The sequence below is a fragment of the Kribbella sp. genome (assembly GCF_035687465.1).
Classification (GTDB): domain Bacteria; phylum Actinomycetota; class Actinomycetes; order Propionibacteriales; family Kribbellaceae; genus Kribbella.
The window spans coordinates 1-18,163 of record NZ_DASRXP010000613.1; the positions used below are offsets into that span (position 1 = coordinate 1).

Here is an 18,163-nt window from a genome sequence, read left to right on the forward strand (position 1 = left end):
TCTGTCCGCCAACGCCGCCGGTCTGATCTCCCTGGCACGGCATCTCCTCACCCTGGCCGATCCCACCGCCCCAGCCGGTTCCCACCTCCACCTCACCGCCGACCAAGAACTCACCTCCACCTTCGATCTCATCCTCGAACGCCTCGACGACTCAGGAGGGAGGAATGAGTGAGCCGGTGGACTTTCGTGAGCTCTTCGGGCGGCTGGGGTGGCGGCCGAGAATGTTTCTGCCTGATGATCGGTTCAACACTGCGGCAGGCTTCGTCGAAGGCTGCAACGTGGCCACGGGCGGGGTGCTGCTCCGCGGTTTCTCGGAGTGGGTCAGCGTACGAATCCTCGGCCACGCGACGAACTTCCACTGGTCCGCTGTCATTGCAGCCCAGTACCGACCCGACGGCGTCGATGCCAGCTGGGATGGATCCAGCGCGCCGGCCTTATTCCACAAGCAGTCGTTCGACGAACTCATCGCCCAATTGGATGCCTTTCTGGAGCACACCGAGGACGGGCGTGAGTTGTGAAGGTCTGGCGAGGCAGCGTTTTGGCTGGGCTCAGAAAGGTAGAGATCTGATCAAATGTGCTCCTTGACTCGACGGTCGGGCGTTGAGCCTCCAAGATGTGCCCATGAGCACCGTCCAGGTCAGCGTCGATCGCACCAGTCGTGTCCCGCTTCACGTTCAACTAGCACAGCAGCTCGAAGCGGCGATCCAGGGCGGTGACCTGCCGGTCGGTTCCCGGCTCAGCAACGAGGTCGACCTCGCCGAGGCGTACGGACTGAGCCGTCCAACGGTCCGCCAGGCCATCGCCCGCCTGGTCGACCAGGGCCTGTTGGTACGCAAACGCGGCGTCGGCACCCAGGTGGTAGGCAATTCCGGTCAGGTACGGCGCTCGCTGGAGCTCACCAGCCTGTACGACGACCTCGCAGCGGCCCACCGCAAACCACAGACCGAGGTGCTGCGGTTCGGCATCGCCCCAGCGAGCCCGGATGTGGCGACAGCTCTGCAGTGCGAAGCAGGAGATCGCGTACTGCGCTTGGAGCGGCTCCGCAGGGCGGACGGCGAACCGCTCGCACTTATGCGCAACTGGTTACCGCCGGAGATGCTGGACACGGACCCGACCACCTTGGCCGAGCGTGGCCTCTACGAACTGCTCAGAGCCGAGGGCGTCCGCCTGAAGGTGGCGCACCAGACGATCTCGGCCCAACCGGCTACAGGCGAGCAAGCCCGGCTCCTCTCCGAGGAACCGGGCTGTCCGCTGCTTGCGACGACGCGGATCACCTACGACGACCACGGTCGTGCCGTGGAGTACGGCTCACACCTCTTCCGCGCTTCCCGCTACGCCTTCGAACACACCCTCGTCCATCGCTGACCCACCCCTCAGAGGATCAGCGACGGACGAGGGCGAGCCTCATTTGGTGCCGGTGCCGGGGAACTTCCAGGCCTTGTCGCCTGCCATGGCCAGCAACTGGTCCGTGGTGAGGGCCGGCTTCACGCGCGTGTGCTTGGCGCCCTTCTCCTGCGGTCCGTTGTAGCTCCACATCCCGAGGTAGCGGCCGTCCGGGTAGTGGATCTCGATCCGGTTCGCGAGGACGCCGTCGATCTGCTGGCGGCTGTCGGAGTACTCGGGCTCGTTCGTCGACCAGCTGACAACGGCACCGTCCGGCCGGACCTTGCAATGCCGCAGTACCGAGTTGGCGCACGTGGTGATGGCATTCTCGCGCATCACCAGCACGCCGACCTGCGACTTGCCCTTGCCGTCGTTGATGACGTACGACGCGCCGTTGTGCCCGTTCTCCGCCCCGCCGCCCCAGGTCTCCGGTCGCGTGAACTGCAGCCCGCCCGGCAGCACGTCCTTGAGCGTCTGCAGCGTCTGCGCCAGCGGGACGGTCGGGTAGCCGGCCCCAGGATCCGGCTTCGCTGTGGGCACGTACTTCGCCGGGTACGCCCACGACTCGCTGTTGGCGATCCGGGTCAGGTCGGCGACCGAGAGCAACGGATTCTCGCGGGTGTGCTGGACGCCGATTTCCTTGGGCGCGTTGTAGCTGTAGAGGCTGATCAGCGTGCCGTCGGGACGGAAGATCTCGAGGACGGTGTTCTTCACCCCTTGCGGGTTCTTCGTCGCGTCGTACGGGAAGATCGACTCGTTGGCATAGGACGCGACCACCGTTCCGTCGGGCTGCACCGTGCACTTGCCGTGCAACCCGGCGCAGCCCCCCTTCAGGGGCAGGCCGGACGCCAGCGCGACGGTGAGCAGTGAAGCCCCCCTCCCGTCGTTGACCACGACCGATGCGCGGTGATAGCCGTCCGCGTCCGAGCTCTTCGGGGCCGACTGCTTGAGGTTCGCGGGAACCAGTTGGAGCAAGGTATCCAGGGTCTGGGCCGGCGTGACGGGCGTCGGCGTGGCCGCCGGCGCCTTGGCTGACGGAGTGGTGCCGCTGGCGGCCGGCGGCTCAGCAGGCGAGCTGCTGCCGAAGAGTTGCGTGCCGCCGACGACGATGCCCGCGGTGGCCAGTACTGCGGTGGCGCCGGTGAGGCCGCGGAGAACGGTCCGGCGGCGACGCAACGTAGTACCACGGCGGATGCCGCGCTCGACCAGGTCGGTGGACTCTGGTTCGAGGGTTTCGGTTGCTCGGTGCATCAGGTCGGGCAGGGTCTCGTTCAGGTTGTTCATGGGTTCTCCTGGTGCCGGGTCAGAGGGCGATCAGGTGGACGGCGTCATCGCCGAGGACGGTCCGGAGCCGGTCGAGCGCCCGGGAGGTCCTGGTCCTGATCGCGCCGGGCTTCTTGCCGAGATCGAGCGCGACCTGTTCGACGCTGCGATCTTCGAAGAACCGCAGCACCAGCACCGCACGATCAAGGGGAGCCAGCTCGGCCAGCGCCTTCTGCAGGGACAGCCGGAGCTCGGGGTCGCCGGGGCGATCAGCCCGCTCCGGGGTCGCCGAGACCGGTGTCTCGGTCCAGCTCCGCCGACGGCGCTGGGAGATGTACGTCCGGGTCAGCACGGTCTGCGCGTACGCCGCCGGATTGTCGATCCGTTCGAGCCCCGGCCAGGCGCGGAACATCTTCGCCAACGTCTCCTGGACCAGATCCTCCGCGTGGTGCCGATCGCCCGCCAGCAACCAGGCCGTCCGGTACAAGTACGGGGTCCGCGCTCTGGCGAACTCCTCGAAGTCGTCCGTCGTCGGTCTCATCGCCACCTCTCCGTCGTGGTCTCACCCTGTACGACGCCCGGGGCCACTGTCTCTGTTACACCCGTACTCCGTCCGCGCCCCCGGCTCGATCGCCAGAACCACCCGCCCGTACTGCGAGCCTCGGCCGGGCCGGCGGATCACCCCGGGCACCGGCGGACCGGCGTACCGGGGGCGTTGCAGGAAGGTGCAACGGGGTGGACCTCGGGGTGAGCGGCTGGATACGGTCTGTGAACCTGTGGTGTGTGAGGGTTATCCACAGGTCGGGTGGATCGGGTTGGCGCCGGGGACCCCTCGCTTGGGAGGATGGTGGCGCACGGTGACCGACTGGTCGCCAGCCAGTAGACGTCGCCAGCCAGCCCCGCCCGCCAGCAGACACAGGGAGACGATGACAGCCGACAGACTCGCCCCCCGCCGGTCCGGCTGGAGTGGTGCGGTCGAGTTGATCGACGCCCAGGTGCGCGATGTGGTCCGCCGCGAGGGCATCGACCCGCTCCGCAATCCCGGCGCCGTGAACGCGATCGTCGCCACCGTCGTCCGGGAGTACGACGAACGCAGCCTGACCGGGATCGTGCCGCCGATCGGCGACGTCGAGGCGGTCAGCCGCGAGGTGCACGACCGGGTGGCCGGGTTCGGGCCGCTGCAGCGGTACCTCGACGATCCGGCGGTCGAGGAGATCTGGATCAATGAGCCGAGCCGGGTGTTCATCGCCCGCGAGGGGCGGCACGAGCTGACCACGACCGTGCTGACCGAGGAAGAGGTCGGCGACCTGGTCGAGCGGATGCTGAAGACGACCGGGCGGCGGATCGACGTCTCGCAGCCGTTCACGGACGCGCGGTTGCCCGACGGGAGCCGCGTGCACGTCGTGCTCGGCGGCATCACTCAACGGTATGCAGCGATCAACATCCGCAAATTCACCGTTCGCGCGACGCGGCTGGGCGACTTGGTGGCCCTCGGCTCTCTCACCCCGCACGCAGCCGCGGTGCTCGACGCCTCGGTGGCGTGCGGGCTCAACATCCTCGTCTCGGGCGGCACCCAGGCGGGCAAGACCACGATGCTGAACGCGCTGGCGGGTTCGATCCCCGGCAGCGAACGCGTGATCAGCTGCGAAGAGGTCTTCGAGATCAAGCTGCCGATCCCTGACTGGGTGTCGATGCAGACCAGGCAGGCAGGGCTCGAGGGGACCGGCGAGGTGCGGCTGCGCGACCTGGTCAAGGAATCCCTGCGGATGCGGCCGTCCCGCCTGATCGTCGGCGAGGTCCGTGGGGAGGAGTGTCTGGATCTACTCCTCGCTTTGAATTCAGGATTGCCCGGGATGTGCACGATCCACGCGAACTCGGCGCGTGAGGCGTTGACCAAGATGTGCACGCTGCCGTTGCTGGCGGGGGAGAACATCGGGTCGAGGTTCGTTCTTCCGACGGTGGCGGGCTGCGTGGATCTCGTGGTTCACCTCGGCATCGGGGTGGACGGGCAGCGGCGATTGCGCGAGATCGTGGCGGTGAGTGGCCGGATCGAGGACCAGACGATCGAGACGGAGACCATCTTCGGCACCGTCGACGGACAGTTGCGCCGGGCCGAGGGACAGTTGCCGCATCCCGAGCGCTTCCAGCAGGCGGGGTACTCGCCCTCAGGTCTGCTCACCGAGCTGCCGCGCGGGGTGAACTGATGGGACTCCTGCTCGGTCTGTTCTTCGGGATCGGCCTGCTGCTGATCAGCTGGTCCTTCCTCGCGCCGGCCGAGGGCAAGGCGCAGCCCGAAGGCCGGTTGATCACTCGCAGCCGCGATCTCCTGGCCAGCGCCGGTGTCGAAGGCGTCACCCCGGCGGCCTTCATCGGTGCCTGTGTGATCACCGGCGTGGTCGCGTTCGCGTTGATGTTCGTGGTCTCCGCCGCGCTGCCGGTCGGGGTGGTCTTCGGGGTGATGGCCGGCGGGATTCCCGTTGCCCTGTTGAAGAGTCGCGCGCGGAAGCGGCTGGCGGAGTTCCGTGAGCTCTGGCCGGACGTGGTCGACAACATCTCGTCCGCGGTCCGCGCCGGACTGTCGTTGTCGGAGGCGCTGGCGCAGGTCGGCGAGCGTGGACCGCTGCCGTTGCGGGAGCCGTTCCGCCGGTTCGGGGCGGACTACGCGTCGACCGGTCGGTTCGCGGATTCGCTGGATCGGTTGAAGGCCAGGCTCGCTGATCCCGTCGGCGATCGCGTGATCGAGGCCCTGCGGATCGCCCGGGAGGTCGGCGGTGGCGATCTCGGCCGATTACTGCGATCCCTGTCGAGTTTTCTTCGCGACGACGCCCGGACCCGGTCAGAGCTGGAATCGCGACAGTCCTGGTCGGTCAACGGGGCTCGGGTCGCCGTTGCGGCGCCGTGGCTCGTCCTTCTCCTGCTCTCGTTCCAGGGCGACGTGATCCAGCGCTACAACTCGCCGGTCGGCGCCCTGATCATCGGAATCGGTGCCGCCGTCTGCGTCATCGCGTACCGGCTGATGTTGCGGATCGGCCGGTTGCCCGAGCCTGAGCGGGTGTTGCGATGAACCCCACCGTGCTCGGCGCTCTGCTCGGCGGCGTCTTCGGAGCGAGCCTGCTGCTGGTGGTACGCCGGCTGCCGTTCCTGCGAAAGCCCTCCGTGGACGACCGGATCGGGCCGTATCTGCGGGACATCGGCGGTTCCGACGTGTTCCTCGGCGTGGTCGACTCGGCCTCGCCGTTCTACGCGTTCGTGCGGTTGTTCGGGCCGACGCTGCGCGCCGGGGCGGCCCGGCTGGAGCGGATCCTCGGCGGCGCGGTCTCGATCCGGCGCCGGTTGGCCCGGGCCGGGATCGATCGCACTGTCGAAGAGTTCCGGATCGAGCAGGTGCTGTGGGGAGCCGCGGGATTCGGCGTTGGGTTGCTGTTCGCGTTGATCTTGTTGTCCTTCGGGCTGGGAAATCCGGTGGGACTCCTCGCGCTGTGTGGACTGCTCGCAGTACTGGGTGTGTTGTCGCGGGACACTTACCTGACTGCGCAGGTCGGGCGGCGCGAGCGACGGCTGTTGCTCGAACTTCCCACTGTGGCTGAGCTTCTGGCGTTGTCGGTCGCGGCTGGGGAGGGTCCGGCGGCGGCGCTCGACCGGGTGGCTCGGTCCTGCCGAGGTGAGCTGTCCGAGGAGTTGAAGCGCGTACTGGCTGAGACTCGCGCGGGCGAACCGTTGGTGCGAGCTCTCGACGCACTTGCCGACCGCACCGGCTTGGTTGCCTTGTCGCGGTTTGCGGACGGGCTCGCCGTGGCGCTCGAGCGCGGCACACCCCTGGCCGACGTACTGCGGGCGCAGGCCGGCGATATTCGTGAGGCGAATCGGCGCGAGCTGATCGAGTCCGGCGCTCGCAAGGAAGTTTCCATGATGATCCCGGTGGTGTTCCTGGTGCTGCCGGTCACCATCGTTTTCGCCTTCTATCCGGGCGCTGTCGGGATCCGGCTGATCGCCGGATGATTGAGGAGAGGCCATGTCCCTACTGCTGACGAGACTGTTCCTGCTGGTGATGAAGCCACGACCAGCCGAGAAGGAACGCGGCGATGTGCCCGGCTGGGTGCTGATCACCGTGATGACCGCCGGGCTGGTGGTGGCGATCTGGCTGGTCGCCGAGGAGCAGTTGAAGACGATGCTCGAAGACGCACTGGACTCAGTCACCAACAAGTGATGAGCCGACGGCGGGACGAGCGCGGATCGGCGGTGGTCGACTTCGTGCTGGTCTCGATGCTCGTGGTGCCGTTGTTCCTCGGCGTTCTGCAGGTCGGGCTCTTCCTGTACATCCGGAACACGGTGACCGCTGCGGCGTCCGAGGGCGCGCACTACGCCGCAGTACTGAATCGTGAACCGGCGGATGGTGAAGCACGCACCCGTGAGTTGATCGGCGGGGTGGTTCGCGACGAGTTGATCGACGGAGTGGAAGCCGAGGCGGTGGATGTGGAAGGGCAACCCGGCGTGCGAGTGGTGGTCAACGCGCACATGCCGCCGCTCGGGCTGTGGGGTCCGGGCATCGACTTCGCCGTCGAGGGTCACGCGATCAAGGAAACCGGCGAATGATCCTGCGCGGCCGCGACCAGCCCGCTCAGACCGGTCGCTGCAGGGATGAGCAGGGGAGCGCTGTGGTGGAGTTCTCCTGGCTTGCATTGCTGCTGCTGGTGCCATTGGTCTATGTGATGCTCGGGGTGTTCGACGTCCAGCGAGCGTCGTACGGGGCGACTGCCGCGACCCGCGCGGCCGGCCGTGCCTTCATCATCGTGCCGGCCGGTCTCTCGGAGGATGAGGCGCGGACGCGTGCCTTCGAAGCCGCCCGGTTGGCGATGAAGGACCAGGGTCTGGAGTTGGAGCCGAGCCAGCTGAGCATCACCTGCAACCCAGCCTGTCTCGAGCCCGGCTCCACCGTGACGGTCGAGCTCAATGCCGAGGTCCCACTCCCGTTGATCCCGGACGCGCTCGGAGGGGAACGTCCGGCGATCCACATCAGCGCGACCCACACCGAACCGTACGGCGACTACCGCGAAGCCAAGGGCACCGGATGAACCGCAACCCAGCCCAGCTGTCCAGGCGGTCCAGGCTCAGGCGCAGGGACGAGCGGGGCCAGATGACGGTGTTGATCATCGGGTTCACGGCGATCGTGCTGATGCTGATCGTGGTCGTCACGGACATCTCGAAGGTGTTCCTGGTCCGGAGGAGTCTCGACGCCACGGCGGATGGAGCGGTGCTTGCCGCAGCCAACGGACTCGCGGCGATCTACGCGCAGGCCGATCTCGGGACCGGCGAGAATGCCCGGATCGATCCCGAGGAAGCCCAGCGCCTGACCGCGGAGTACCTGGATTCTGTTGATGCGAGCAACCGTTTCACCGGGCTGGACTGGTCGGCTTCGGTCGACGGTACGACGGTGACCGTCGAGCTCTCCTCGGCGGTGGATCTGCCGTTCGAACCACCTGGCTGGGAAGGGAGCGCGGAGGTCGGCTCTTCCGCGGCAGCCGTAGTACCGATTCGCTGAGTCGGGCGCGTGCCGGGATGAGCGTGGTGGGGCGCTGGGGCACGATGGGTGGATGAGAATCGATCTGACGGGACGACGGGCTCTGGTCTCAGGATCCAGCCAGGGGATCGGGCTGGCGATCGCCACCGAACTGGCCAGATCCGGTGCGGCCGTGGTGGTGAACGGGCGCGACCAGGCCAAGACCGAGCAGGCGGCGGCCGGGATCACGAAGGAACTGCCGGACGCGGTGGTGGTTCCGATCGCGGCGGACCTCGCCTCGGCCGAAGGTGCGGAGTCGCTCCAGGCGGAGGCCGGTGAGCTCGACATCCTGGTGAACAACCTCGGCATTTTCGGCGCCAAGCCGGTCCTCGAGATCGACGACGACGAGTGGCGCCGGTACTTCGAGGTGAACGTGCTCTCCGCCGTCCGGCTGATCCGGATGTACCTGCCGGGGATGATGGAGCGCGGGTTCGGCCGGGTGATGAACATCGCGAGCGACTCGGCGGTGGTGACGCCGCTGGAGATGGTGCACTACGGCATGACCAAGACCGCGTTGCTAGCCGTGACGCGCGGCTATGCGAAGGCGGCGGCCGGCACTGGGGTGACGGTGAACTCCGTGATGGCCGGCCCCACTCACACCCCGGGTGTCGAGGACTTCGCCCGCGAGTTGGTGGGCGACGATCTGCCGTGGGACGAGGCGCAACGCCAGTTCATGCGGGAGCACCGGCCGTACTCCCTGATCCAGCGGCTGATCGAGCCCACGGAGATCGGCAACATGGTCGTCTACCTCAGCTCTGAGCAGGCCTCGGCCACCACCGGCGGCGCCGTCCGCGTAGACGGCGGCTACATCGACTCGATCCTGCCGTAGCTCACTTGAAGGCAGTCTGGTTGTCGTTCAGCCAGGTGACGAAGGTGCGGCCGGCGTGGCCGGTGACGAGCTCGACGGTGGGCTCGATCGGATGTGGGCTGCCGACGCGGGAGGCCCAGTAGGACATCAGGGATTCGAGTTGTGCGGGGTTGCGCATGCTGCTCGCCATCTCCTCGCGGGCCTGGTCCGGCGTGAGGTCGACCGGCTCGATCGGTACGCCGGTGAGCTCGGTGATCAGGTAGATCTGGTGCCGCCGGGTCATCGACTCCGGACCGGTCATCGGATAGGCGCGGCCGTCGTGCGTACTGCCGGGTCCGTCCAGCAGGACCTTGATCGCGACGTCCGCGATGTCCTGCTCATGGATCGGCGCCTCCTCGGCTTCGAGGTAGGGCAGCCGAATCTGGCCGGTAGCGCGGACCTGGTACGACCAGAAGATCGCGTTGGTCATGAAGGTGCCTGGCTGCAACAGCGTGGTCGCGAAGGAGCCACTGAGGATCTCCCGTTCGGCAGCCGAATGCGGGTCGGCCGCGGCATTCCGGTTGTCGGCTTGCGACGCCAGCGACGACAACAGCACGACCTGCTGGACGCCGGCAGCCTCAGCCGCTTCGACGAACACGGTCGCGGTGGACGGATCGGAGTACAGGAAGACCTGGGAGACGTCCTTCAGGGCGATGGACCAGGAGGAAAGGTCGGCGGGATCGAGGGCGACGGCGCCGGGGAGCTCGGCGGGTTCGCGGCTGGCGACGCGGACCTCACGGCCGCGGGAGCTGAGGCCGGCCTGGACGGCACGGGCGATCTTGCCGCGACCGCCAGTGATGAGAATCGTCATGGAGTAACTCCAAAGATGTAGTGACTACAACAATGGATGAAGTAAAACATCTCCTCTACGCTCTGTCCATGCAGATCCAAGAGGGGCAGATCCAGGAGGGGCAGATCCAGGAGGGGCAGATCGAAGAGGGCCGGCGGGAGCGGAAGAAGCGGCAGACGCGGCAGGCGATCTCTGACGTGGCCACCGGCCTCTTCATCGACCGCGGCTTCGATGCGGTCACGGTGGCTGACGTCGCCAAAGCGGCCGATGTGGCTGTCCAGACCGTCTTCAACCACTTCCCGACCAAGGAAGATCTGTTCTTCGACGAGACCGGCTGGTGGACCGGGCCGGCCGAGGCGATCCGGGCGGCGGCTCCGGGCGATGACGTCGTCGAGGCGCTGCGACTGCACTATCGGCAGCAGCTCCGCGAGCGGCTGGAGGCCGGCCAGCTGGCGACCTGGGCATCGTTCAGCCGCACGATCGAGGAGAGTCCGGCGCTGCTGGCCCGGCGCAGGCGGAACGCCGAAGAGATGGAGGAACTGATCGTCGCGGCCCTGCACGAGCGTGATCCGCAGCTCACCCCGCTGCTGGCGCACCTGATCGCGGCGCAGTACGCGGCTGCCCAGAAGGTCCTCGAAGCCGAGCTCGCCCGCCAGGTGCAGGACAACCCCGCCGAGGTCCAGCCCGAAACCACCGCCGCAGCCCTCGAGCAGGCGATCGACGAGGTCTTCGCCGTACTCCGCCGCGGGCTCGCTCCGCTGACCGAGGCAGGGCGAGTGCTGCGCTGATTCCGGCCTACGACGCCGAGCGGGTAGTCTGCTTGGTTGTGGCTGGACCTGATTTCGACGCTGACCTGAAGCAACTCGACGCAACCCTGACCTCGATCGAGAAAGTACTCGACCTGGGCGCGATGCGTGGAGAGATCGCCGAGCTGGGCGAGAAGGTCGCCGCGCCCGATCTGTGGGACGACCAGGCGAACGCGCAGAAGATCACCTCCCGGCTGTCCGTGCTGCAGGCCGACATCGACCGGGTCACCAACCTGCGCAGCCGGATGGACGACATCGCCGTGCTGATCGAGCTCGGCCGCGAGGAGAACGACGCCGAAAGTCTGGCCGAGGCGGGGAAAGAGATCGCCTCGCTGACCAAGGCGATCCAGTCGCTCGAGGTCCGCACCCTGCTGTCCGGCGAGTACGACGAGCGCGAGGCGCTGGTGACGATCCGCTCCGGCGCGGGTGGCGTCGACGCCGCGGACTTCGCCGAGATGCTGCAGCGGATGTACCTGCGCTGGGCCGAACGGCACGGCTACCCGACCGAGGTCTACGACACCTCGTACGCCGAGGAGGCCGGCCTCAAGTCGACGACCTTCGGCATCAAGGCGCCGTACGCGTATGGCACCTTGAGCGTCGAGACCGGCACGCACCGGCTGGTCCGGATCTCGCCGTTCGACAACCAGGGCCGCCGGCAGACCTCGTTTGCCGCGGTCGAGGTGGTCCCGGTGCTGGAGCAGACCGACGAGATCGACGTACCCGAGGACGAGCTGCGGATCGACGTGTACCGGTCGTCCGGCCCGGGTGGTCAGAGCGTCAACACCACCGACTCGGCGGTCCGGATCACCCATATCCCGACCGGCACGGTGGTCTCCTGCCAGAACGAGAAGTCGCAGTTGCAGAACAAGGCCAGCGCGATGGTGATTCTGAAGGCGAAGCTGCTCGCGCTGAAGAAGGCCGAGGAGCGGGCCGAGATCGACTCGCTGCGCGGTGACGTGCAGGGCTCGTGGGGTGACCAGATGCGGTCGTACGTGCTGCACCCGTACCAGATGGTCAAGGATCTTCGGACGCTGTACGAGTCGGGGAACACCAGCGGGGTGTTCGATGGCGAGATCGACGAGTTCATCGAGGCCGGGATCCGCTGGCGCCGTACCGGTCAGACCGCGGCCGAGCAGAACTAACAATCTCCCCGGCAGTGCTGAAAGAGGATCTACGCGCGGACTGCAGTAGTTGCTTCGGCCTCTGCTGTGTAGCGCTGACGTTCTCCAAGTCGGCCGACTTCGCGATCGACAAGGCCGCGGGTGAGCCCTGCCCGAACCTGGACGAAGACTTCCGCTGCGGCATCCACCAGAAGCTGCGAACCAAGGGCTTCCAGGGCTGCACGGTCTACGACTGCTTCGGTGCCGGCCAGAAGATCTCCCGTCAGGCGGGTCAGAGTTGGCGTGAGCAACCAGGTCAGAAGATGTTCGAGGCGCTGCCGATCATGCGGCAGCTTCACGAGTTGCTCTGGTATCTGGCGGACGCGCTCGAGCGACCAGAGACTGCTCCGCTACATCCAGAGCTCCAGAAGAGCATGCAGCACGTCGAGCAACTGACCCTGCAGGACGTCGCCGAGGTCGACCTGACCAAAGAGCGACAAGCTGTCGACGTCCTGCTGCGGCAGACCAGCGATCTCGTCCGAGGCCGGCAGAACAAGAAGAAGGAACGCCGCGGTGCGGACCTCATCGGGGCCAAGCTCCGCGCGGCCGACCTCAGTGCGGCGAACCTTCGCGGTGCCTACCTGATCGGTGCCGACCTCCGTGACGCCGATCTCCGCAAGGCCGACCTGATCGGCGCCGACCTCCGCGACACCGATCTGCGCGGCGCAGACCTCACCGGCGCACTCTTCGTCACGCAGTCCCAGGTCAACGCGGCCCGCGGCGACACGGCCACCAAATTGCCGCCGTCAGTCAGCCGCCCATCCCACTGGCACTAGCCCGCACTGCGGCCCGCCGTCGCCCCCGGACCTGGAGGTGCCGGCGGCTCCACGTCAGCTAGTCGGGAAGTCGTCAGGTGTGCGGATCCGGTCGCGGACCCAGACGCCGGCCGGCTTCAGGACCGAAGTACCGGTGAACGAGTTCCCCGCGCAGGTGCCGTCCTTGAAGACGGCGCCGGAGCGGAAGTCGTCGGAGAAGTTCCAGTTGGTCCAGCCGATCTTCTTGCTGGCCAGGAAGTCCAGGTACTTCTGCGAGTAGGTGAAGTCGTTGCCGCCGTCACCGGTGTAGGTCTGGGTGCCGAACTCGGTGACGAACAACGGGATCTTGTCCGCGGCCCGGGACAGGGCGTTGAAGTACTCGTCGTGGTGCGACGCGGCGTAGAAGTGGAACGTGTACATGAGGTTCGTCGCGTTGATCGGGTTGTTGATGATGTCGGTCTCGGTCCGGCCGTCGGAGATGCCGAGCGAGGCCCAGCCATGCGTCCCGACGAACACCACGCCGTCGGAGTCCTTGGCCCGGATCACCGGGATCATCTGCTCGGCGTACGACTTGATGCCGGCCCAGCTGACGTTGTTCGGCTCGTTCGCGATGTCGTAGATGATGTTCGTCTTGCTCTTGTGCCGGTCGGCGATCTCGGTGAAGAAGGTCTTGGCCATGGCCAGGTTGGCGTTCGGGTCACCCGGGTCGAGCTGGTGCCAGTCGACCAGCGCGTACATGCCGCGCTTGCTGGCCTCCTCGATGTAGCCGTGCACCAGGTCGGTGAACTTCCGCGGGTTGGTCTCGTAGCCACCTTCCTGCACGTACATCGAGATGCGCAGGATATCGGCGTTCCAGTCGGTCGCGAGTGCGTCCAGCGATGCCGTCTTGATGCAGTTGGCGTACCACTGGATGCCGTGCGTGCTCATCCCTCGCAGCTGGATGGGCTTGTTGTACTGGTTGCACAGCTTGGTGCCGCAGACGTGCAGCTGGCCGTTGATCCCCACCGGCGTACCGGCCGCGGTGACCTTGTCGATGCTCAGCGAGTCGGCGTTCGGGCCGCCGTTGGCGGTGACCGCCGTCGTCTTGATCTTGTTGGCACCGGCAACGAGTGTCGCGCTGGCGGTGACGGTCTGGTACGTCGTCCAGGCGCCGGTCCCGTTGAACGCCAGATCATCCGCGGCCAGTGCGCCGTTCACGGCGACGTCGACCGGGCGGTTGACCGTCGTACCGTTGGCGTAGCGGAAGGTCAGGGAGTACGGGCCGGCAGTCGGCGCGGTGACTGTGTACTCCACCGAGCTGCCGGTGACGTTGTCGAAGTTGACGAACCCGGTGCCGGTGAAGCCGGCGTGGTTGGATTCGACCACGCCTTGGGAGATCGCGGCCGATTCGGATTCGTAGCGGACGGGAGCGGCGGAACTGGTGGCCGCGCCGGTCGTGACGAGGGCCGTTGCGGCCAGTAAGGCGCTGGATGCCAGCGCGAACCATCGGGAGCGGGTCATCGCGGATTGCCTCCTACTGCGTCGGGGCGGGGACGAAGTGGGGTCGCTTATGATTAGGAAGGTTTCCTAATAGATTTCCCGGAACCTAGCGGCGATGCGGACCGCTGTCAATCGGTCGCGAAGGGTGAGCGAAGAATTCCCGCCTGGCGGAACGTTCTCCCGCGCTAGGCCGTGTCGCGGGAGGCCCAGCCGGCCTTGAGGGCGGCGAGAGTGACCGCGATGGCGGGTCGGCGGGCGGTGGCGGTGCGCCAGACGGCGTACAGGCGCCGGCTCGGTGCCGGATGCAGCGGTACTGCGACCACCCCGTCGGGCAGAGGTCCTCGGCCGAGTCGGGGGAGCAGGCCGATCCCGATGCCGCGGGCAAGCATCGCCAGCTGGGTCTGGTACTCCGCGACCGAGTACGCCACCTCCGGTTCGACCCCGGCCTTGCGCATGGTCCGGACCAACCATTCGTGGCAGATCGACCCCACCGGCTGGCAGATCCAGCGTTCGCCGACGAGGTCGGTGGCGATCACGGATTCCTTGCCGGCCAAGCGATGCGAGGCGGGGACCAGGACGTCGGCGGGGTCGGTTCCGAGCTTCACCCGCGAGAGGTCGTCCGGCAGGGTGAGCGGTGTGTTGTGCCAGTCGTGCACGATCGCGACATGCACCTCGCCTCGGTTGACCGCGGCGACGGCCTCGAACGGATCAGTCTCGAACACCCGTACCTGCAGAGCCGGATTGTCGTCGATCAGGCGTGGCAACACCGCCGGCAGCAAACCGCGAGCCGCGGTCGGGAATGCAGCGAGTACAAGTTCGCCGACAGCCTTGCCGCGCTGTTCCTCCAACGTCAGCTCGGCCTCTTCCACCAGCCGCAAAACCTGTGCGGCCGTGGCCGCGAGCTGTTGAGCGGCGTCTGTGAGAACGACACCCCGTCCTCGCTTCTCCAGCAGGACCGTCCGAGTCTCCCTCTCCAACTTGGCCAGCTGCTGCGAGACCGCCGACGGCGTGTAGCCGAGCGCGTCGGCCGCGCTTCCGACCGACCCGTAGGTCGCGACGGCATGAAGCGCCCGGAGACGACCCAGATCGATCATTTAGCACTCCTACAGTGTCAGCCACAGCAATCTGCGCTGGTCCTTAACTGTAGATCAACCCAGACTGGACCGCATGAACCCTCGTCACGTGCTCCTGGCACTCGCTGTCGTGGTCGTCTGGGGCGTCAACTTCGTCGTCATCGAGATCGGCCTGGAGGACTTCCCGCCACTGTTGTTCTCCGCCCTGCGGTTCTTCTTCGCGGCGGTTCCGGCGATCTTCCTGCTCGGCAAGCCACGAGTCGCCTGGCGGTACGTGATCGCGGTCGGCCTGGCTCTCGGGGTCGCGAAATTCGGTCTGCTCTTCATCGCGATGGATCACGGTGTGCCGGCCGGGTTGTCCTCGCTGGTGCTGCAGAGCCAGGTGATCTTCACGTTGCTCTTCGCAGTACTGGTACTGCGGGAGCGTCCACGGCGGACCCAGTGGCTGGGCATCGCCATCGCGTGTGGCGGCATCGTCTTGATCGTGCTCGACGGCGGGTTGGCGGCGCCGCTCGGTGCGCTTGTGCTGGTGATCGCCGCGGCCGGGTGCTGGGGAGTGTCGAACATCGTGACCCGGCACGCGAAGCCGCAGGACACGTTGCGCTTCATGGTCTGGGTCAGCGCGGTCGCGGTACTCCCGCTGCTGACGCTGTCGCTGCTGACCGAAGGCGCGCACGCCGACGTCGAGGCGTTGCGGAGCATCGACCTGACCGGTATCGGCGCGATCGCCTACCTGTCCTTCGCCGCGACGTTGTTCGGCTTCGGTGTTTGGGGCTTCCTGCTCCGCCAGTACGACGCCAGCACGGTGGCGCCCTTCTCCCTCCTGGTCCCGGTGATCGGGATGGCCGCAGCCTGGGTACTCCGCGGCGAGGCGGTCGGCGGCCGGCAGGCGATCGCCGCCGCACTGATCATCGGCGGCATGGCTTGCACCGTGATCCGCCGGACCAGGCCAGACGCCAAGGCGGCCTCGAGCAGGTCGGCTGTCGATTGCGGAGTGCTCACTCGTACTGGTTCGCCGGCGGCGTCACGTTCGTCACCCCGGTGACGGTCAGAGCGGCGACGTCACCGTCCGCCCGCTTGGTCGGCTCCGCCCACTCGCCGGTGACCGTGACCCACTGGTTCTTCGGCGGTGCGGCGTGGCCGCGTGCCTCGACCATGAACGCCGTACCGTCGGCGACGCAACAGGTCAGGCCGATCCGGGAGACGTACCAGTTGCCGTTCTTGCCCGGCGTCACGAATCCGGTCAGCTGGAAGTTCCGGCCCTTCATGCTGTCCTTCTCCCACACCGCCCAGACGGCGTAGTCCCGCACCGCCAACGCGACCGGGGTGTCGCTCTGCGCGCTGTCCGCGAGGAAGGAGTTGCCCTTCGGGGCAATCGGCTTGGCGGCCACGGGGGACTGCCGTTGGGCCGCGTCGGCGCCGAGCGCGGGCGGGTCGACCACGAGCAGGGCGAAGACCGGGATCAGCAACAGCCAGGCGGCCCGGGGAAGCAGACCTCCGTGCCCATGGCCGTCGTCTGCGTGATCGTGATCGGCGGGCTTCTTGCGGGTGTCGGCGAGGACATCGGCGACGGCGAGCACGATCAGGATCGCGCCGGCCGCGAGCAGCATCCAACGCATCCCCGGCTTCACGTAGCGGAGATAGGTGTTGGAGGTCGCGAGCTGCACGATGGCAGCCCCGACGAAGACGACGACCAGCCCGGCCACGTTGCGCTTCACAGCAACCACCATCCGACGAGGAGACTGGACAGGATCGCCACCACGAAGGTGGCCGGGGCGAACCTGACCGCGAACTTCGGCCCGAACGTCCCGGCCTGCAACGCGATCAGCTTCACGTCGACGATCGGCCCGACCACCATGAACGCGAGCCGGGCGGTGAGCGAGAACTGGGTCAGGCTGGCGGCCACGAACGCGTCCGCCTCGGAGCAGATCGCCAGCAACACGGCCAGCAGTCCCAGTACTACGACCGACAGCAGCAGGTTGCTCGCCACGTGATCGAGCCACTCGCGCGGGACGACCACGTTCAGCGTGGCGGCAGCCGCGGCACCGACGACCAGGAATCCGCCGGCGTGCAGGAAGTCGTGCAGCATCGACGACCGGAAGACCTCGGTCTTGCGAGTGCCCTCCGCGTGCCGGTTCTTCGGCATCTTCAGCCAGGACGAGCCTTTGCCGGTCAACAGCCACAACCAGCCGAGGATCATCGAGACCCCTAGCGAGGTGACGGCCCGCGCGATCACGACCTTCGGCTGGCCCGGGAACGCGACCGCGGTGGACGCGAGCACGACCGGGTTGATGGCCGGTGCGGAGAGCAGGAACGCGATCGCCGCGGCGGGGGTGACGCCGCGGTTCATCAGCGCGGCCGAGACCGGTACGGAAGCGCACTCACAACCCGGCAGGATCACACCGGAACAACTAGCCACCGGTACTGCGAGGGCTGGGTGCTTGGGAAGCGCCTTCGCGAAGAAGGACGCGGGGACGAACGCGGTGAGCGCGGCCGACAGCAGTACGCCGAGCACCAGGAACGGCAGCGCCTGGACCGTGACGCCCACGAACATCGTCGCCCAGGTCCGGACCCCGTCATCGGTGAACAACCCGGCGAAGATCCGCCGCCCGAACAAGGCCAGCCCGACCAGCAGGACCAAGGTCGCCGTGAACGCGATCGACGACCCCATCGACTCCTTGTCCCCGGGCCCCTCGCTAGCCGCCGGTGGAGGCCCGGCCGGCGGCTCGGGATCTGCCGTCGTGGCGGTCGATTCCGTCGCTTCAGCGGAGTCGGCGGGGGTGCTCATGGGCGGCATCCTGACACAGCAGAGCGCGCACGATCGAGCACTCAGCGCCCCCGAAACTGAAAATCAGCGTCATCTCGCGAAATACTGCTCCAGAGTCTCTGAGCCGACCTTCGAGGCGGGCACCCCGCTGGCGGCGCCCGGTGGATTGTCCCCGCGGAGGCGGTTGTCGATCCGCCGGCCCGACCTCGGCCGTGGGGGCGGTTGTCGGTCTGCCGGCCCGACCTCGGCCGTGGGGGCGGTTGTCGGTCTGCCGGCCCGACCT

22 protein-coding genes are annotated in these 18,163 nt (G+C 67.4%); 15 read left to right on the forward strand and 7 right to left on the reverse strand.

Features of this window, described 5'->3' with window-relative positions:
- Position 1: 1 nt before the first annotated feature.
- The 3 genes from VFG33_RS41370 to VFG33_RS32460 all read left to right on the forward strand — a co-directional run bounded on the left by VFG33_RS41370 (position 2) and on the right by VFG33_RS32460 (position 1,365).
- Positions 2-172 (forward strand): Imm32 family immunity protein, encoded by a 171-nt coding sequence (locus VFG33_RS41370; protein ID WP_422653759.1) that lies wholly within the window; start codon positions 2-4, stop codon positions 170-172.
- Complete coding sequence (locus tag VFG33_RS32455) at positions 165-518, forward strand: hypothetical protein (RefSeq protein WP_325056812.1); 354 nt, start codon at positions 165-167, stop codon at positions 516-518. The genes VFG33_RS41370 and VFG33_RS32455 overlap by 8 nt, the downstream gene beginning before the upstream one ends.
- Before the next feature lie 103 nt (positions 519-621).
- Positions 622-1,365 (forward strand): GntR family transcriptional regulator, encoded by a 744-nt coding sequence (locus tag VFG33_RS32460; RefSeq protein WP_325056813.1) that lies wholly within the window; start codon positions 622-624, stop codon positions 1,363-1,365.
- A gap of 39 nt (positions 1,366-1,404) precedes the next feature.
- Here the strand turns inward: VFG33_RS32460 and VFG33_RS32465 are convergent, their stop codons facing one another.
- Together VFG33_RS32465 and VFG33_RS32470 are read right to left on the reverse strand one after the other, a co-directional pair.
- Positions 1,405-2,667 carry a hypothetical protein gene (locus VFG33_RS32465; RefSeq protein ID WP_325056814.1) on the reverse strand — a complete coding sequence of 421 codons (1,263 nt, stop codon included), beginning with the start codon at positions 2,665-2,667 and terminating at the stop codon, positions 1,405-1,407.
- Between the two features lie 19 nt (positions 2,668-2,686).
- Positions 2,687-3,187, reverse strand: a complete 501-nt coding sequence (locus VFG33_RS32470; RefSeq protein WP_325056815.1) for a SigE family RNA polymerase sigma factor — start codon at positions 3,185-3,187, stop codon at positions 2,687-2,689.
- Positions 3,188-3,572: 385 nt separating this feature from the next.
- On the opposite strand from VFG33_RS32470, the gene VFG33_RS32475 reads away from it, so the two are divergent.
- The 8 genes from VFG33_RS32475 to VFG33_RS32510 all read left to right on the forward strand — a co-directional run bounded on the left by VFG33_RS32475 (position 3,573) and on the right by VFG33_RS32510 (position 9,032).
- Entirely contained in the window at positions 3,573-4,850 is a 1,278-nt protein-coding gene (locus tag VFG33_RS32475; protein ID WP_325056816.1) for a TadA family conjugal transfer-associated ATPase, read from the forward strand.
- On the forward strand, positions 4,850-5,710 hold the full coding sequence (locus VFG33_RS32480) for a type II secretion system F family protein (RefSeq protein WP_325056817.1): 861 nt from the start codon (positions 4,850-4,852) through the stop codon (positions 5,708-5,710). Before VFG33_RS32475 ends, VFG33_RS32480 begins: the two co-directional genes overlap by 1 nt.
- Positions 5,707-6,645: a type II secretion system F family protein gene (locus VFG33_RS32485; protein WP_325056818.1), complete on the forward strand. Its 939-nt coding sequence runs from the start codon at positions 5,707-5,709 to the stop codon at positions 6,643-6,645. The genes VFG33_RS32480 and VFG33_RS32485 overlap by 4 nt, the downstream gene beginning before the upstream one ends.
- Positions 6,646-6,658: 13 nt before the next feature.
- Positions 6,659-6,853 carry a hypothetical protein gene (locus VFG33_RS32490; protein WP_325056819.1) on the forward strand — a complete coding sequence of 65 codons (195 nt, stop codon included), beginning with the start codon at positions 6,659-6,661 and terminating at the stop codon, positions 6,851-6,853.
- Positions 6,853-7,239, forward strand: coding sequence for a TadE/TadG family type IV pilus assembly protein (locus tag VFG33_RS32495; protein ID WP_325056820.1), 387 nt, complete (start codon positions 6,853-6,855; stop codon positions 7,237-7,239). The genes VFG33_RS32490 and VFG33_RS32495 overlap by 1 nt, the downstream gene beginning before the upstream one ends.
- On the forward strand, positions 7,236-7,718 hold the full coding sequence (locus tag VFG33_RS32500; protein ID WP_325056821.1) for a hypothetical protein: 483 nt from the start codon (positions 7,236-7,238) through the stop codon (positions 7,716-7,718). Before VFG33_RS32495 ends, VFG33_RS32500 begins: the two co-directional genes overlap by 4 nt.
- A 62-nt stretch (positions 7,719-7,780) precedes the next feature.
- Complete coding sequence (locus tag VFG33_RS32505; protein WP_325056822.1) at positions 7,781-8,185, forward strand: pilus assembly protein TadG-related protein; 405 nt, start codon at positions 7,781-7,783, stop codon at positions 8,183-8,185.
- Between the two features lie 52 nt (positions 8,186-8,237).
- On the forward strand, positions 8,238-9,032 hold the full coding sequence (locus VFG33_RS32510) for an SDR family NAD(P)-dependent oxidoreductase (RefSeq protein WP_325056823.1): 795 nt from the start codon (positions 8,238-8,240) through the stop codon (positions 9,030-9,032).
- Between the two features lies 1 nt (position 9,033).
- On the opposite strand, the gene VFG33_RS32515 is transcribed toward VFG33_RS32510, so the two are convergent.
- Positions 9,034-9,861, reverse strand: a complete 828-nt coding sequence (locus VFG33_RS32515) for an NAD(P)H-binding protein (RefSeq protein WP_325056824.1) — start codon at positions 9,859-9,861, stop codon at positions 9,034-9,036.
- A gap of 68 nt (positions 9,862-9,929) precedes the next feature.
- Here VFG33_RS32515 and VFG33_RS32520 point away from each other — a divergent pair, with 68 nt between their 5' ends.
- The 3 genes from VFG33_RS32520 to VFG33_RS32530 are packed head-to-tail and all read left to right on the forward strand — an operon-like array spanning position 9,930 to position 12,582.
- Positions 9,930-10,628 carry a TetR/AcrR family transcriptional regulator gene (locus tag VFG33_RS32520; RefSeq protein WP_325056825.1) on the forward strand — a complete coding sequence of 233 codons (699 nt, stop codon included), beginning with the start codon at positions 9,930-9,932 and terminating at the stop codon, positions 10,626-10,628.
- Positions 10,629-10,666: 38 nt separating this feature from the next.
- Complete coding sequence (prfB, locus tag VFG33_RS32525) at positions 10,667-11,788, forward strand: peptide chain release factor 2 (protein WP_325056826.1); 1,122 nt, start codon at positions 10,667-10,669, stop codon at positions 11,786-11,788.
- 14 nt (positions 11,789-11,802) lie between these two features.
- Positions 11,803-12,582, forward strand: a complete 780-nt coding sequence (locus tag VFG33_RS32530; RefSeq protein WP_325056827.1) for a pentapeptide repeat-containing protein — start codon at positions 11,803-11,805, stop codon at positions 12,580-12,582.
- Between the two features lie 54 nt (positions 12,583-12,636).
- Here the strand turns inward: VFG33_RS32530 and VFG33_RS32535 are convergent, their stop codons facing one another.
- Complete coding sequence (locus VFG33_RS32535) at positions 12,637-14,061, reverse strand: cellulase family glycosylhydrolase (RefSeq protein ID WP_325056828.1); 1,425 nt, start codon at positions 14,059-14,061, stop codon at positions 12,637-12,639.
- Between the two features lie 164 nt (positions 14,062-14,225).
- Positions 14,226-15,134 carry a LysR family transcriptional regulator gene (locus VFG33_RS32540; RefSeq protein WP_325056829.1) on the reverse strand — a complete coding sequence of 303 codons (909 nt, stop codon included), beginning with the start codon at positions 15,132-15,134 and terminating at the stop codon, positions 14,226-14,228.
- A gap of 73 nt (positions 15,135-15,207) precedes the next feature.
- Here VFG33_RS32540 and VFG33_RS32545 point away from each other — a divergent pair, with 73 nt between their 5' ends.
- The gene (locus VFG33_RS32545; RefSeq protein WP_325056830.1) at positions 15,208-16,158 is read left to right on the forward strand and encodes an EamA family transporter; all 951 of its coding nucleotides are present in this window, start codon (positions 15,208-15,210) and stop codon (positions 16,156-16,158) included.
- Here the strand turns inward: VFG33_RS32545 and VFG33_RS32550 are convergent.
- The gene (locus VFG33_RS32550; protein ID WP_325056831.1) at positions 16,112-16,843 is read right to left on the reverse strand and encodes a TIGR03943 family putative permease subunit; all 732 of its coding nucleotides are present in this window, start codon (positions 16,841-16,843) and stop codon (positions 16,112-16,114) included. The genes VFG33_RS32545 and VFG33_RS32550 overlap by 47 nt on opposite strands.
- Complete coding sequence (locus tag VFG33_RS32555) at positions 16,828-17,901, reverse strand: permease (protein WP_325056832.1); 1,074 nt, start codon at positions 17,899-17,901, stop codon at positions 16,828-16,830. The genes VFG33_RS32550 and VFG33_RS32555 overlap by 16 nt, the downstream gene beginning before the upstream one ends.
- Positions 17,902-18,163 lie beyond the last annotated feature (262 nt).